A 15073-nucleotide genomic window follows, 5' to 3' on the forward strand; every position below is an offset into this window, starting at 1 on the left:
TTCCAGCGATCTCCGCCACCCCGCTGTTGTATCGACGCGGAATTGTCCGGACCTTTTCGCCCCGGCCCAGGAAACTCCGAGCTTATGCTCAGAAAAGCGCATACAATGCGCGCCGCCAACCCGTGCTGCCATGCCAAAAGCAGAGGTGGCACAGGCTTCGACCGTTGCCGACAGAGCGACGGCCGCCATCGAAGAAAGGAGACAGTAATGGGAATTCCCGTTTCCCTGGACGACAAGTACGCGCTCGAATCCGGTCGCGTCTTCATGACCGGCACGCAGGCCCTGGTACGCCTGCCCATGTTGCAACATCAGCGCGATCTGGCCGCCGGCCTCAATACCGCGGGCTTTATCTCGGGTTATCGCGGTTCGCCCCTGGGCGGCCTTGACCAGGAGCTGATGCGGGCGCGCAAATTCCTCGAACCCCACCATATCGTGTTCCAACCCGGCGTCAACGAAGACCTGGGTGCCACCGCCGTCTGGGGTTCGCAGCAGGTAGGTCTGTTTCCCGGCGCTAAATACGATGGCGTGTTCTCGATGTGGTACGGCAAGGGCCCGGGCGTCGATCGCTCGGGTGATGTGCTGCGCCATGGCAATGCGGCCGGTTCGTCCAAATACGGCGGGGTGCTGCTGATCGCAGGCGACGACCACGCCGCCAAGTCGTCGACGCTGCCGCACCAGACCGACCATGTGTTCGATGCCTTTATGATCCCGGTGCTCAATCCGGCCGGGGTGCAGGAATTCCTCGATTACGGCGTCCATGGCTGGGCGCTGAGCCGCTACTCGGGCTGCTGGGTGGCGATGAAAGCGATCTCTGACACGGTGGAAAGCTCGGCCATCGTCGATGTCGACCCGGGTCGGGTCGAGGTCAAGCTTCCGCTCGATTTCGCGCTGCCGCCCGAAGGGCTCAATATCCGCTGGCCCGATCCGCCGCTGGTGGTGGAAGAGCGGCTGCTGCACCACAAACTCTATGCCGCGCTCGCCTACGCCCGCGCCAACCGGCTCAACCGGGTGGTGGTCGACAGCCCGAAGCCGCGTCTTGGCATTATCACGGCCGGCAAGAGTTATCTCGATGTGATGCAGGCGCTCGAAGACCTCGGTATCGACGAGCGGCTCGCTGCCGATATCGGTCTGCGCATCTTCAAGGTCGGCATGACCTGGCCGCTCGAATCGGAAGGCGTGCACGCCTTCGCCGAAGGGCTCGATGAAGTGCTGGTGATCGAGGAAAAACGCCAGGTCATCGAATACCAGCTCAAGGAACAACTGTATAACTGGCGCGAAGACGTGCGGCCACGCGTGATCGGCAAATTCGACGAAAAAGGCGAATGGTCGATGCCTGAAGGCAACTGGCTGCTGCCGGCCGCCGGCGAACTGACCCCGGCCATGATCGCCAAGGTGATCGCCGCCCGGATCGCCCGTTTCTATACCAGCCCGGTGATCGAAGAGCGGCTGCGTTTCCTCGACGACAAGGAAAACGCGCTGAAGAAACCGCGCGAGATTATCGCCCGCCAGCCGTATTTCTGCTCGGGCTGCCCGCACAATACCTCGACCAAACTGCCCGAAGGCTCGCTCGCGCTCGCCGGTATCGGTTGCCACTATATGGCGATGTGGATCCAGCCCGGCACCAAGATGTTCTCGCAGATGGGCGGCGAGGGCGTGACCTGGGTCGGTATCCAGCCGTTTACCGAGACCAAGCATGTGTTCGTCAATCTGGGCGACGGCACCTATTTCCATTCGGGCATTCTGGCGATCCGCGCCGCCGTCGCGGCCAAGCTCAATATCACCTACAAGCTGCTGTATAACGACGCCGTTGCCATGACGGGCGGCCAGTCGGTCGATGGCACGCTGACGGTGCCGATGTTGACGCGCCAGCTCGAAGCCGAAGGCGTCAACAAGATCGTCATCACCTCGGACGACCCGGAAAAATACAAGACCATGCAGGGTCTGGCGGGCGGAATCGAGGTCTATCCGCGCGAAAAGCTCGACCAGGTGCAGCGCGAACTGCGCGAGATCCAGGGCGTCACCATTCTGATCCACGAGCAGACCTGTGCCGCCGAGAAGCGTCGGCGCCGCAAGCGCGGCAAGATGATCGATCCGCCGCGCCGGGTATTTATCAATGAACGCGTGTGTGAAGGCTGCGGCGACTGCTCCAAGCAGTCCAACTGCCTGTCGGTGATCCCCGCCGAGACCGAATTCGGGCGCAAGCGCAAGATCGATCAGAGTTCCTGCAATAAGGACTTCTCCTGCCTCAAGGGCTACTGCCCGAGCTTTGTCACGCTCGAAGGCAATGCCAAGCCCAAGCGCTCGCGCACCGGTAGCGAGGCGTTCAAGGCGTTGCCCGAGTTGCCCCTGCCACAACTGCCGCGGCTCGACCATGCCTGGGGCATTCTGGTCACCGGCGTGGGCGGCACCGGCGTCGTGACGATCGGTGGTGTGCTGGGGGTGGCGGCGCGGATCGACAATATCGGCTGCACCGTGCTCGACCAGACCGGTCTGGCCCAGAAGGGCGGGGCGGTCACGACCCATATCCGCTTCGGCGCCGATCAGCAGCGGCTCTATGCGGTGCGGATCGCGGCGGGCGACGCCAATGTGGTGCTCGGCTGCGATCTGGTGGTGTCGGCCACCAACGACTGTCTGGCCAAGATGCGGCACGGTTTCACCCATGCCGTGATCAATGGCTACGAGGCGGCCACGGGCGATATCACTAAGAACCCCGATATGAAGTTCCCGGCCCGTTCGATGGCCGATTCGGTGCGGGATGCCGTGGGCGCCGACCATTTCGACCTGGTCGATGCTACCCAGATCGCCACATCGCTGATGGGCGACTCGATCGCCACCAATATGTTCATGTTGGGCTATGCCTGGCAGAAGGGGCTGATCCCGGTGTCGTCCGAGGCGATCATGGAGGCGATCCGGCTCAATGGCGCCGCCGTCGAAATGAACCAGCAGGCGTTTGTCTGGGGCCGCCATGCCGCGGTGGACCGGCTGCGGGTCGAGAAGGTGGCCTTCCCCGAAGTGCGCGCCTCGATCAAGCTGGCCAACCAGACGCTGGACGAATTCGTCGCCCGCCGCGTCGCCGATCTGACCCAGTATCAGGATGCGGCGCTGGCCAAGCGCTATCAGGATCTGGTCGAGCGTGTCCGTGCCGCCGAGCATCGCGCAGCGCCCGAGTCGGAGCTGCTGGGCTGGGCCGTGGCGCGCAGCTACTTCAAGGTGCTGGCCTACAAGGACGAGTACGAAGTGGCGCGGCTCTATACCGACGGCGAATTCCACAAGCAGCTGGCCGAGCAGTTCGAGGGCGACTACACGCTGCGTTTCAGTCTCGGCCCGACCTGGTTGCAATGGCTGGCCGACAAGGGGCAGACGCGCAAATTCTCGTTCGGCTCGTGGATGATGGGCGGTTTCAGGCTGCTGGCCAAGATGAAGGGCCTGCGCGGCACGGCGCTCGATCCGTTTGGCTATGCCGAAGACCGCAAGGTCGAGCGGCGCCTGATCGGTGAATTCGAAAGCTCGCTCGATACGCTGCTCGCGACACTCAACGCCGAGCGGCTGCCGCTGGCGGCCGAGATCGTCAACCTGAGCCAGCAGATCCGCGGCTACGGTCATCTGAAACTGTCGAGCTATGCCAGCATCCGCAAGCAGTGGGACGACAAGCTCAAGCAGTACCAGAACCCGTCCGTCGCCGTGGCTGCGCCGATCAAGCAGGTGATCCGCTTGTAGGCCGACACGAACTAAGCTGCTTTTCAGATCGGCGCAAAGCAATACCTGTATTGGCAAATTGCCCTGCCTGATCGAAGGTTATCAAGTTTTAACTGCTCCTGACGCCTCCTTCCACGGAGGCGTTTTTTTTGCCTGACTTCTTATAACTTCATCGAAAGCGCATCGTCTTCTCATTTGGCCCCGCCACACTGGCTTATCGAATTCCAGTGCGGAGGACATGATGGGCAAGTCGGTGATATGGAAGCTGGTCGCGGTCGGGGTGTTGGCGCTGCTGCTGCTGATTCCGCTGGCGATGGTCGGTGGCGTGGTCGATCAGCGCGGCATGCAGCGCGAGCAGGCGGTGCGCAATGTGGCCGAAGGGGCGGCGGGAGAGCAGGTGCTGGCGGGGCCGGTGCTGGTGCTGCCCTACCGTCAGCTCGAAACGGTCAAGGACCGCGAAGGCGGCGTGCGCGAGGAATGGCGTCGGCGCCATACCGCCATCCTGCCAAGCAAACTGGCGGCGGGCGGCACGCTGTCGACCTTTACCCGCCAGCTCGGCATCTACCCGGTCCGTCTTTACGGCGCCGAGGTGAAGCTGACCGGTCTGTTCGAGATTCCCAGCCGCGACAGCCTGGTGCAGGGCGTCCAGAGCGGACAGATCGAATGGGGCCAGCCGTATCTGGCCATCGGCATCCGCGATGTGCGCGGCATCAAGACCAGCCCGGTGCTGCAATGGGGCAGCGCAACGTCGCCCTTTATGCCGGGTACCAATTTCAAGCCGCTTGGCGGGGGCATCCGTGCCATGCTGCCGCAGAGCGATGGCGCGGCGCAGACCGTGCCGTTCAGCTTCCGCCTGTCGCTCGACGGCATGGAGAGCTTCAAGCTGCTGCCGGTCGGCCGCGATACCGAAATGTCGCTCAATTCGCCCTGGCCGCATCCCAACTTCATCGGGGGCTTCCTGCCGGAAGAGCGGCGCATGAGCGATGCCGGCTTCAGCGCCCGTTGGCGCACCTCGTGGTTCGCCAGCAATATGCGCGAGCGTTTCGACCAGTGTCTGGCCGGCGAATGCAATGAATTCAACGCAACCCAGCTGGGCGTCAAGCTGATCGATCCGATCGACGCCTATGCCCAGACCGATCGGGCGGTGAAATACGGCTTTCTGTTTGTGTTTCTGACCTTCTGCACCTTCTTTCTGACCGAAGTGTTGAAGCGGGTGGCGATCCACCCGGTGCAATACGGGCTGGTCGGGCTGTCACTGGCGCTGTTCTTCCTGCTGCTGTTGTCGCTGTCCGAGCATTTTCCGTTTGTCTACGCCTACCTGGTGGCGGCGGCAGCCTGTGTGCTGCAAAACGGGATCTACGCCCGCTATGCCCTGGGCAGCCTGATGCGTGGTCTGGCCTTCGCGGGGCAACTTGCGGTGCTGTACGGCCTGTTGTTCGCCCTCCTATGTTCGGAAGACCATGCCCTGCTGCTCGGTTCGCTGCTGCTGTTCGGGGTGCTGACTGCCGTGATGATGCTGACCCGCAAGCTCGACTGGTACCGACTCGAACCGGCCAAGGTCCAGGAGGAGCACTGAGCCATGACCAAGTTTCTGCTCTTCCTTGCCTGTCTGCTGCTGACGGCCTGCGCAGCGCCCGTCGAGGACGCCCGGGTGGAGCTCGCGCCCGCAGTGCTCCAGGCTTGAGCGCAGCGGCCGGAGCCGACGCGGCAGTTTCCATGACATCAAATAGCGTGAGAAATATCGTGGATAGCAGTTATCGGAGCAGCTTGTCGAATCGCTTCAAGACCGTTTTCTCCCTGTCCGGTCGAGTCCGCAGCAGTACTTCTTATTGTGGTGAAATGATTTGGTAGACCTGGTGACGCCACTTTTCGGAGTGGCGTTTTTTCTGATCGGAACCCGGAGGCTTGTTCCATGCGCCGTGCCATCGATTACCGCCAAAGCACGATGAAATATCCGATCCTGGCCCAGGCGCTGTTGCCGCTGGGTTTTGTGTTTCCGCCGGGCTACCGGGCGCTGCTGGCATCAGGCGGGGCGAAACTGGAGCCGTGGTGGTTGCTCAGTGTGCAAAGCCGGCTATTCGTTGACTGTGGTGTGGCGCTGCGTCGCCATCTGCCCGATGAAGCCTGGGTGCCGTTTGCGCTGCTGGAAACCGGCCAGCAGAAACTGCTGGCCTGCTTTGCTGCCGACAGTCGAGGCGAACCGGCTGTCTGGCTGTACGACTTTGCCCAACCGCGCCGTTCGCCCTGGCTCAACCCGAGATTTCGCGATCTTGCCGCCTGGGTCGCCACGATCGATGGCACCGGCACTTTCTCTGCCGTTCCGACGCATCCCTGGTCGTTCACCGGCCACCAACCGGAATGAAAGAGGGGTGAACAAACGCTGAGCGGACCTTTAAGCGTGATCGATATGGGGGGTTATGTCGCCCCGGCGCTGCCGGCTGTTGCTGCTGTGCGCCGGTCTGCCGCCGTTGTTGAGGGAAAACGGTTGGCCGACAGCGGGTGTGGCCATCTGGAGCGGTGCTGGCAGGTAGGCGACGGAACTAAGGGAGGGTCCGTTTACGGAGGGAGGAGAAGAAGGGCTTTTTCAGGACAATTTCTTATGACGAATAAAAAGTCTATTCAATGGATTTCCCCGGTTATTTGCTGCAGTAAATGATGGTCGGATATTTGATCGGAATTCCACCTTTAAATAGTGGTATTGCCTTGCTAAGCGTTTTGAAATCATTTATATCGCTGTCCGTGCCGTAGCAGGCACGGTCGCGTTTGGGGCATGCAGGGGCTCAAGCTGTCTCCGACACGACGTTCGGTGGAATATTTTGCTGCTTCGTCGGAAAACGCGCGCTGTGTGGCAGCGGTCGATATAAGTTGATCAGAGAAGGCATCGGGCTGACTGAAGCGCCGATGCAGCCGCAGGAACTTATCCATGGCGGCTTATTTATTTAGCTTGATGACAATACAGGAATGACAATCATGATGCTGGTCGAAGAAATGGCCATCTATATTCATCGCGGTGAACTGCCGCCCTCGCTGGTTTCGGCGGAAAACCGGATCGGACCGTCCGGTTTGCGTTTTGTCTGTATCACCCTGCTGTCGTGGCTTAAATCGAGAGCACGTTTTCCCCGGCTCGAATCGATCCGCTTGGGCCACGCCGCTTCGTCGCCCAACCAACTGGTCTCGATCATCGAAAACGACCCCGGCTTCTCGGCCCTGTTCTGCGTCAAGGACGGCGCCCTCAAGACCCGCGAATCGATCGACGCTGAGGCGCTGTGCCAGACCGCCGCCCGTCTCTATCAGCCACCGCGCATAGTGGCGGCCTACCGTAGCCACTGATGGCCGACCCTGAAAAAAACGCCGCTCTATTGAGCGGCGTTTTTGTTGCTGGGTGAGATCTTTCCGGAGACAAGGGGAGAGACCGGCTTCCCTCTTAAAACCCGGCGAACTTGAGACTGGCCACCAGTGGTTTGCCCTTCTTGGCCCGTTTGCCGAGATAGGGCGCCATATCGTTGGCGTCGAGCGTCAGCGTCTGCGGCTTGCCACCGCGACCGGTACCGTTGATCACCAGGCTGTCGCCATCGCTGACCGTGATATCGAGCAGGGTTTCGCCTTCATCGAGCGCCATGGTGATCACGCCCCGGCCGCCGCTGAGCGACTTGAATTCGGCCAGCGGGAAGATATGCAGCCGGTTGGCACTCGACAGACAGGCCACCACACTCGTTTCACGTGAAACAAACGGGGTCAGCCGCAGCAGGGTTTCGCCGGTTTCGAGACTGACAAAAGCCTTGCCGGCCTTTTGCCGGGTCAGCAGATCCTTGAATTCGCAATAGAAGCCGTAACCCGAGCTGCCCGCCACCAGCAGTTGCTGTTCGGGAGTGCCGGTCAGGATCTGTACGATCCGGCTCTTGGGGCTGATATCGATCAGCGAGGCTACCGGTACCCCATCGCCGCGTCCGCCCGGCAGATTGCCGGCGAGCAGGTTGTACACCCGGCCATCCGAGCCCAGCAGCGCCAGCGTATCGACGCTGCGGCATTCAAGCGCGGCGAGCAGGGTGTCGCCTTCCTTGAAACCGAGATTCTGCAATTCGATGCCATGGCCGCTGCGGCTGCGGATCCAGCCCTTCTGCGACAGCAGCACGGTAAGCGGCTCGTCCACCACCGTGACAGCGATGCTGGCCTTTTCGCTCGCTTCGATCAGCGTCCGACGTGCATCGCCATAGGTTTTGGCGTCGTCGCGGATTTCCTTGATCAACAGCTTTTGCAGCGCATCGTCGTGGCCGAGCAGATGTTCCAGCTCGGCTTTCTCGTCGCGCAGCTTGGCCAGTTCCTGCTCGATCTTGATCCCTTCGAGCCGGGCCAGCTGGCGCAGGCGGATTTCCAGAATATCGTCGGCCTGCCGTTCGCTCAGTTGGAAAGCCTCGATCAGCGCGGCCTTGGGTTCATCCGATTCGCGGATGATGCGGATCACTTCATCGATATGCAGAAAGACCGTCAGGCGGCCTTCGAGAATATGGATACGGTCGTCCACCTCGCCCAGCCGATGACGGACACGGCGGCGCACGGTGGTGAAGCGGTAGGCGATCCATTCGCTGAGCAACTGGCGCAGCGATTTCTGCTGCGGCCGGCCGTCGAGTCCGATCGCCACCAGGTTGATGCTGCTCGAACCTTCGAGGCTGGTGTGGGTGAGCAGCATATTCATGAATTCGTCGGGGCTCTGGCGCGAGGACTTGGGCTCGAACACCAGCCGCACCGCCACGTCCTTGCCCGATTCGTCGCGGACCGTGTCGAGCTGGCTCAGCAGCAACTGCTTGAGCTGGGTCTGCTCCTGGGTTAGCGCCTTCTTGCCCTTCTTGATCTTGGGATTGGTCAGATCCTCGATTTCTTCGAGCACCCGCTGCGACGAGGTATGCGGTGGCAGCTCGTACACCACGGCCTGCCACTGACCACGTGCCAGTTCCTCGATCTTCCAGCGGGCCCGCACCGTGAGCGTGCCGCGACCCGATTCATAGGCGGCCAGAATGTCCTTGGGTGCCGAGATGATCTGCCCGCCGCCGGGAAAGTCGGGGCCGGCCACATACGCCATCAGATCGGCGAGCGGCAGCGTGGGCTTCTTGATCAGGGCAATGGCGGCTTCGGCGATTTCGCGCAGATTGTGCGATGGGATTTCGGTGGCCATGCCGACTGCGATTCCCGAGGCGCCGTTGAGCAACAGCATGGGTAGCCGGGCCGGCAGCAGGGTCGGTTCCTCGAACGAGCCGTCGTAATTGGGTTTGAGGTCGACCGTGCCACGGTCGATTTCCGCCAGCAGCAGCGAGGCAATCGGGGTCAGACGGGCTTCGGTGTAGCGCATGGCCGCGGCACCGTCGCCGTCGCGTGAGCCGAAATTGCCGTGGCCGTCGACCAGCGGATAGCGCAGCGAGAAATCCTGTGCCAGTCGCACCATGGCATCGTAGGCCGAGGCGTCGCCGTGCGGATGGAATTTACCCAGCACCTCACCGACCACACGCGCCGATTTGACCGGCTTGGCACTGGCGCCCAGCCCCATCTCGTGCATGGCGTAGAGAATGCGCCGCTGCACCGGTTTCTGCCCGTCGCAGACATCGGGCAGGGCTCGGCCCTTGACCACCGAGACGGCGTATTCGAGATAGGCCCGTTCGGCATATTGACCCAGCGGCACACTGTCGCTGGCGGAAAAATCGGCGGGAAGAGCAGGGGACGGCGCGTCAGTCATGAGGCGAAGGAAATTCTTGGATGACGAAAGGCGGCGCGATGATGGCACAGACACGCCAGCGAAACCAGCCTGCCGGCAGCCAGCAAACGGCCGGGGACTGGCGGTGCAACTCTGCTATGTGTTTTGGGAATGCCTATATAGGGTAAATGCAAGATACAGGCTTGATATGTAATCGAAATATCCATGCGTAAATTGCATAGCTTGCTTTGATGGCTGGATAGTTCGGTGAAACATCGTTCACCAAGAATAGCGCCCCTGAGTCGATTTGGGAAACCGTCTGTACGCAATTTCTTCCGGACGGTCGCCGCGCAAGATGACGACAATGGTGTCAGCCTCCCCAGCGGTCCGCCTCAGCCATTCTTCTGCCGACACAGCGGGGTCCGACGCCGAGTTGCTCAGCCAGCTGCGCCATGGTGCTTATTTGGCGCGCTGGAGTCCGCGTATCCGGACCTCAAAACCCAGGGGCGCAGCGCTCAAGCAGGCTTGGCGGCGTTGGCTGTGGCGTGGCCTTATTCCTTGAGACCCAGACCGGTCAGGCGATAGGCGCGTGCCTGGATAAAGGCGTCGCTGGCTGCGTGGTAATCCCAGCGCTCGATCAGGCAGCCGCAATGGCCGTCTTCCTTGACGTGGCGCAGCAGATTGATCGAGTTGGGCGCATCGTGGCGGACCCGGGCCGACAGCGCCGTGCCGGCCTGCACCACCCATAGCTCGCGCTCCAGATCGGGATGGCGCTCGTTGAGCATCCGCACGAAAGGCAGATGGATATGGCCGCCCAGCAGCAGATCGGCGCCCGCCTCGGTCCAGGCGCGGGCCGCGGCGGCGTGGCCGTGCAGCAGATTGGTCTCATCCTCGGCTTGGGTCACATGCATGGGCTGGTGGGTCACGACGATGCGCAACTGACCCGGTTTGGCGGCGGCAAGCCTCGCTTTGACCGAGGCGATCTGGGCCGCCGAGACCTCGCCATCGACATGGCGCCGGGGCCGGGTGGTGTTGACGCCGATCAGCAGCCAGTCGGGCAGGTCGATCACCGGTTCCAGCTCACTGCCGAATACCCGGCAGAAATTGGCATAGGGGTGAAACAGCCGCGCCAGCGGATTGAACAGTGGAATATCGTGGTTGCCCGGCAGCACCATCTGCGTGGGCACCGCCAACTGGTCGAAGAAGGCGCGGGCGCGGGCGAATTCGCTGCGGCGGGCGCGCTGGGTGATATCGCCCGAAGCAACCATCAGGCTGGGATTTTCCGACGCCACCAGTCGCGCCAAAGCCGCCATCACGGCCGGGACTTCGGTGCCGAAATGCGAATCGGACAGATGCAGTAATACGCTCATTCCAAAGGCCCCGTCGGCTCTGCGGCCACCAGATACAAAGGATGCGGCGCCACCTCGAAATGCAGCGGCGGCCGCAGCCACAGGATTTCTCCGTCGACCGCCACCTTGATGCGGTGGCTGCCGTAGTGCAAACGCGGCTCCACCGTCATGTGGCGGAAGGCGGAGCGTTGTACTTCCTCGGCGTCGGCGAGTTTGCCGAAGGCACTGCGCAACATCAGCCATAGCATGGTCAGCCGGCTGACCGGATGCAGCGCCAGCGCCGCCAGTTCGCCCTGCTCGATCCGTTCGGCTTCGGGCAGGCCGAGTTGCTTCAATTGCAGCGCGTTATTGCCAACGAACAGCGTGGTGGCGTGGATGATGCGGATCTGTTCGCCGCGTACCAGCTCGATATTGAGCCGGCGATGTTCGCGCAGCACGGTGGCAATCGCGGAGCCCAGTGCCACCAGCCGGCTGCGGCCGTATTGGCGCTTCCACTGTTCGCGGTCTTCGAGCAATTTGGGATAGAGGCCGATGCTGGCATTGACCAGAAAACGGTGGCCGTTGACCTGGCCGACCTGGACCGGCCGCACCGGCGCCTGGACCAGTGCCCGGGCGGCGGTGGCGATGTCCTGCGAGATGCCGTTGGCGCGGCCGAAGTAATTGAAGGTGCCCTGGGGCAGCACGCCGAACGGCAGGCCGTAGTCGAGCACTTCCTGGGCAACGGCGTTGATGGTGCCGTCGCCGCCTGCTGCCACCACCACCCCGCGTTCGCGCTGGGCCAGTTCCACCGCGCGCCGGGCGACCTGGGGCAGTTCGCGCCCGCTTTTCACCGTCAGATATTCATGCCCCCGGCCCGCTGCATTGAACTGTTCGCTGACCAGACGCTGGCGCTCCTCGGTGGCTGCCCGGCCGGAGGCGCCGTTGAGCACCACGAACAAGGGACCGCTGTTGCTGGGCTGCTCACAGGGAAACAGAGGGGCTGTCATGATCGGTTCTTCAGTGGAGTTGGCAGGACGAGGCGACAGGCCGTCGGCATAAATCCATGTTACAGGAACGGATATTCTTGACCATTTGTTTTATCCCTGGCTCTGGGTCTGCCACTGATTTTTCAGGAAATTTTCCATCAGAATACCGCCACGGCTGGCCGGCTAATAACGCCGGCAATCCTCCCAACTGATGCCGCTCTGGCGGGTCTGCGCCAATAGCCATGGCACGGCACTGAGCGCCTTGGGGTGGACGTCATGGAACAGAATCACCCCTTTGCGCCACAGCAGCATCAGCGTGAGCACGCGCTGTGCCGCATCGTCGGCGCTGACCCGGCTATGCCAGTCCTGCGAGTCGATATTCCACAGCGCGACGCCGATCTTGTTGGCCGCGAAAAACGGCGCACTGTCGCGGCGACGTTGGCCATAGGGCGGGCGGAACCAGGGGCGATAGGCGGCGCCGAAGGTTTCCTGGGCCAGTCTGTGGCTGTCGAGGATCGAACGCTGCCAGTCGTCCCACTTCTCGTGCGACTGGTGCTGCCAGCCATGCAAGGTCACGCACTGGTCGCGGAAAACCTGGCGCAGCGTGGCGGCATCCTGCTGGCGCAGGCGGTTCTGCAACGATTCCCCCAGCACATAAAAACTCGCATGCAGATTGTGCTGACGCAGCACATGCAACAGCGCATCGGTATGGCCGCCGCTGCGGGTCGGACCATCGTCGAAAGTCAGCAGGAAACGGCCATCGGGCAATTCCGTGCCGTCGCGCTCCAGCGGGTCGAAGGTGTCGATCTCGCTGCTGACCTTGGGAAACAGCGCCGCCAGCCGCACCAATTCGCCGGCGTAACGCCGGTGGAACTGACGCGCATTGTCGAGCCAAGGTCGATAACGCGGCTCGATCCGCTCAGCGAGCCTTGCGCCCGCTGCAAACAGCGCTGCCCGCGAGCCGGCCGTTTCGCAGAAAGGCGTGCCGCTGCCACAGTCGGCGCTGGCGGTCTTGAAATTGGCGAGCAAGGTGTCGGCAAGACGGTCGCGCACCCGCTCGATCGAGGCGCGATCGACCGATTTGATCCGCAGCGTTTCGCGCAGCGTCGCTTCATCCTGGCCGCTGACCTCGGCCAATGCTGCCGCAAATACCAGCATCTCGGCGCGCGAGGCACGGTTGTAGGCGGCCGGCGAATCGAGCGTCTCGGGCCAGAGTGAACGGTCGGACTTGGCGACCTGCTCGGGTCCGGCTGCTGACGACAGGGGTGACAGGGTGAGCAGCAGACCACTCAACAGGGCAAGAACAGGCTGGCGCATGGGGACTCCGAAAGGACGGGACGGGCGGGGTGGCTGGGAGGGGGAAGGATGAGGTGGAGGAGGCGGAGAGGAAGAAAAGGTGGGTTTGCATGATTTGCTATTTATTTATCCTTGCTAAACAAATTCTTGCAGATGCTTTTCCTGTTTTTTGTGTTTTGTAAGAACTACCTCTTCTTTTTCCTCCCGGCCGCGACACGGGCGATTCCATATCGCGGCCGGCAGATGGCTTACTGCATCAATCCCTTCACCCGCTCGATCGCCTTGTCGTAGACCGGATTGGCCTTGGCGTTACGGGCCGCTTCGTACTGTTGCAGCGCATCCTGGTACTGGCCGGCGGCCTCATAGATACGGGCGATATTGAAATACGAGCTGGCGCGCACGGTCGGGGCGGTCGGGCCGCTTGCCAGCGCAATCGCCTTACGGTTGGCCCAGATCGCTTCGGCGGTATGGCCGGCCTTCTGGTGGGCCAGACCGAGATTGCTGTATGCCTGCCCATAGTTGGGCGACAGCTCGATGGCCTGGCGATACAGCTCGATCGCGTCGTCGAGCTGGCCGGCATGGTAAGCCTTCTCGCCAGCCTGGTTGAGGCGTTTGGCTTCGGCTTCGTCGCCGCTGCTGACCTGGCGCGCGGCGACCTGGGTATTGGCGTCGAGGTAGTTGTTGACGCTGCCCAGCACGGCGGCCGGGATGGTGCTGCTGCCGGTCAGGGTATTGATGTCCTGGAATTCACCGTCGCCGGTGATGCGGAACACGGTCCACAGATTGCCCGCGGTGTTTTTTGGCACATAGTAGGAACGCACCAGCGACTGGCCGATATACACCATCACCTTGGCGCCGCTGCGGCTCAGGGCCATGGAGGTGGGGCGCAGGTGGTTGCTGTAGTCGTGTACGGCATAGACATAGGCTTCGCCTGCGTGCTTCTTGTCGATGGTGATGGTTTCCGGGCCGTAGCTGTTGACATCATCGACGTCGAGATTGGCATCGGTGCCGGCCGGGCCGATCTTGCGCTCCCAATAGATATGGCGGCCGGGGAAGGCGATATGCGAGTCGAGATCGTTCGGGGTGGCGCCCCAGTTGAGCACCACGCGCAGGCCGTCGAGATTCTTCATCACCGGGCTGATGGCGTAGCTCATGCCCTTGCACGGGCATTTGGCCACCAGATTGGAATAGCCGGGCATCTTGACGATCAGCAGACTGTCTTCGTCGTCGGCAAAGCTGGTTGACAGTTTGACCTGACCCTGGGCATCGGTGGTGGCGCTGACCGACTGGGCGCCGTTTTTCTGCACGATCACCGTGGCGCCGGCGATGCGCTTGTCTTTGACGGTGGCACTGAGGATCTGGATGGGCAGTTCATCGGCCGTGACGCCCGACAGCGCCAGACTAAGACCGAGCAGGGAGAGAGCAGAAGTGCGACGCATGGAAGGTCCAGTTCTTCTAAAGGTTCTCAAGGCGATGGAAGTTTTATAGCCGGCCAGGGCGACCGGTGTGCAAGACGGCACGGGGTCGTCTATGACGCGAGACTATAACAATCCTGTTCCTTGCACTGGCGTGATTAAGCCTTTATCTGATCGTCTGTGCGGGAGAATCGGCAGCAATTAGAAAATAATGGGACATATAGACACAAGAAATGGAGCGGCATATGGCAAAAAAGGAAGCATTAGCTTCCTTTTTCATTTCGCCTGTGAGAAAAACCAAAACCGACCAGGAGGTCGGTTTCGATTTGGCGTGGCTGGCAGTGGAGAGTGGCTTAGGGGATTACTCTTTGGCCTTCAGCGCTTCGACCAGGTCGATGTACTTCTGCATCGCCTCTTCGTTGCTCAGCCCCTTGAGCCCATCCCAGGCATCGTACTTGGCACGGCCGACGAAGTCCATCATGCCGGGGCGGTCGCCCTGGACGTCGCCTTCGGAAGCCTGCTTGTACAGAGCGTACAGCTTGAGTTTGACTTGGTTGTCAGGGGCTTCGGACAGCTTGGTGACATCTTCGGCGGCTTGTTTGAAGCGGGCTGCAATATCGGACATCGCGGTTTCCTCGTAGTAGACAGGCAATATTGTGCTGGCTGGCG

The 15073-nt window shown here is 61.8% G+C and carries 10 protein-coding genes; 4 read left to right on the plus strand and 6 right to left on the minus strand.

Annotation, left to right across the window (positions count from 1 at the left end):
• Positions 1 to 207 precede the first annotated feature (207 nt).
• The 4 genes from ACFOW7_RS14655 (at position 208) to ACFOW7_RS14670 (ending at position 7026) form a co-directional block, all read left to right on the plus strand.
• Positions 208 to 3717, plus strand: coding sequence for an indolepyruvate ferredoxin oxidoreductase family protein (locus ACFOW7_RS14655; protein ID WP_378165561.1), 3510 nt, complete (start codon positions 208 to 210; stop codon positions 3715 to 3717).
• A gap of 217 nt (positions 3718 to 3934) precedes the next feature.
• Positions 3935 to 5272 (plus strand): cell envelope integrity protein CreD, encoded by a 1338-nt coding sequence (gene creD, locus ACFOW7_RS14660; protein ID WP_378165563.1) that lies wholly within the window; start codon positions 3935 to 3937, stop codon positions 5270 to 5272.
• Between the two features lie 336 nt (positions 5273 to 5608).
• Positions 5609 to 6058, plus strand: a complete 450-nt coding sequence (locus ACFOW7_RS14665; RefSeq protein ID WP_378165565.1) for a hypothetical protein — start codon at positions 5609 to 5611, stop codon at positions 6056 to 6058.
• 608 nt (positions 6059 to 6666) lie between these two features.
• Entirely contained in the window at positions 6667 to 7026 is a 360-nt protein-coding gene (locus ACFOW7_RS14670) for a hypothetical protein (RefSeq protein WP_378165567.1), read from the plus strand.
• Between the two features lie 94 nt (positions 7027 to 7120).
• Here ACFOW7_RS14670 and parC read toward each other — a convergent pair whose 3' ends face one another.
• From parC to ACFOW7_RS14700, 6 genes are all read right to left on the minus strand, one after another.
• The gene (gene parC / locus ACFOW7_RS14675; RefSeq protein WP_378165569.1) at positions 7121 to 9421 is read right to left on the minus strand and encodes a DNA topoisomerase IV subunit A; all 2301 of its coding nucleotides are present in this window, start codon (positions 9419 to 9421) and stop codon (positions 7121 to 7123) included.
• 509 nt (positions 9422 to 9930) lie between these two features.
• A complete protein-coding gene (locus ACFOW7_RS14680; RefSeq protein ID WP_378165571.1) occupies positions 9931 to 10749 on the minus strand; it encodes a metallophosphoesterase family protein in 819 nt (272 codons plus the stop codon).
• Positions 10746 to 11714, minus strand: coding sequence for a diacylglycerol/lipid kinase family protein (locus tag ACFOW7_RS14685; protein WP_378165573.1), 969 nt, complete (start codon positions 11712 to 11714; stop codon positions 10746 to 10748). The genes ACFOW7_RS14680 and ACFOW7_RS14685 overlap by 4 nt, the downstream gene beginning before the upstream one ends.
• Positions 11715 to 11876: 162 nt before the next feature.
• Positions 11877 to 13010 (minus strand): polysaccharide deacetylase family protein, encoded by a 1134-nt coding sequence (locus tag ACFOW7_RS14690; RefSeq protein ID WP_378165575.1) that lies wholly within the window; start codon positions 13008 to 13010, stop codon positions 11877 to 11879.
• A gap of 227 nt (positions 13011 to 13237) precedes the next feature.
• Positions 13238 to 14428: a YfaP family protein gene (locus tag ACFOW7_RS14695; protein WP_378165577.1), complete on the minus strand. Its 1191-nt coding sequence runs from the start codon at positions 14426 to 14428 to the stop codon at positions 13238 to 13240.
• Between the two features lie 337 nt (positions 14429 to 14765).
• Positions 14766 to 15029 (minus strand): acyl-CoA-binding protein, encoded by a 264-nt coding sequence (locus ACFOW7_RS14700; protein WP_378165579.1) that lies wholly within the window; start codon positions 15027 to 15029, stop codon positions 14766 to 14768.
• Positions 15030 to 15073: the final 44 nt, after the last annotated feature.

The organism is Chitinimonas lacunae, assembly GCF_042650885.1.
GTDB lineage: Bacteria > Pseudomonadota > Gammaproteobacteria > Burkholderiales > Chitinimonadaceae > Chitinimonas_A > Chitinimonas_A lacunae.

Bases quoted from the DNA above. Each gene is read 5' to 3' on its own strand.
- ACFOW7_RS14655 (WP_378165561.1), top strand. From the start codon at position 208: ATGGGAATTCCCGTTTCCCTGGACGACAAGTACGCGCTCGAATCCGGT.
- creD (WP_378165563.1), top strand. From the start codon at position 3,935: ATGATGGGCAAGTCGGTGATATGGAAGCTGGTCGCGGTCGGGGTGTTG.
- ACFOW7_RS14665 (WP_378165565.1), top strand. From the start codon at position 5,609: ATGCGCCGTGCCATCGATTACCGCCAAAGCACGATGAAATATCCGATC.
- ACFOW7_RS14670 (WP_378165567.1), top strand. From the start codon at position 6,667: ATGATGCTGGTCGAAGAAATGGCCATCTATATTCATCGCGGTGAACTG.
- parC (WP_378165569.1), bottom strand. From the start codon at position 9,421: ATGACTGACGCGCCGTCCCCTGCTCTTCCCGCCGATTTTTCCGCCAGC.
- ACFOW7_RS14680 (WP_378165571.1), bottom strand. From the start codon at position 10,749: ATGAGCGTATTACTGCATCTGTCCGATTCGCATTTCGGCACCGAAGTC.
- ACFOW7_RS14685 (WP_378165573.1), bottom strand. From the start codon at position 11,714: ATGACAGCCCCTCTGTTTCCCTGTGAGCAGCCCAGCAACAGCGGTCCC.
- ACFOW7_RS14690 (WP_378165575.1), bottom strand. From the start codon at position 13,010: ATGCGCCAGCCTGTTCTTGCCCTGTTGAGTGGTCTGCTGCTCACCCTG.
- ACFOW7_RS14695 (WP_378165577.1), bottom strand. From the start codon at position 14,428: ATGCGTCGCACTTCTGCTCTCTCCCTGCTCGGTCTTAGTCTGGCGCTG.
- ACFOW7_RS14700 (WP_378165579.1), bottom strand. From the start codon at position 15,029: ATGTCCGATATTGCAGCCCGCTTCAAACAAGCCGCCGAAGATGTCACC.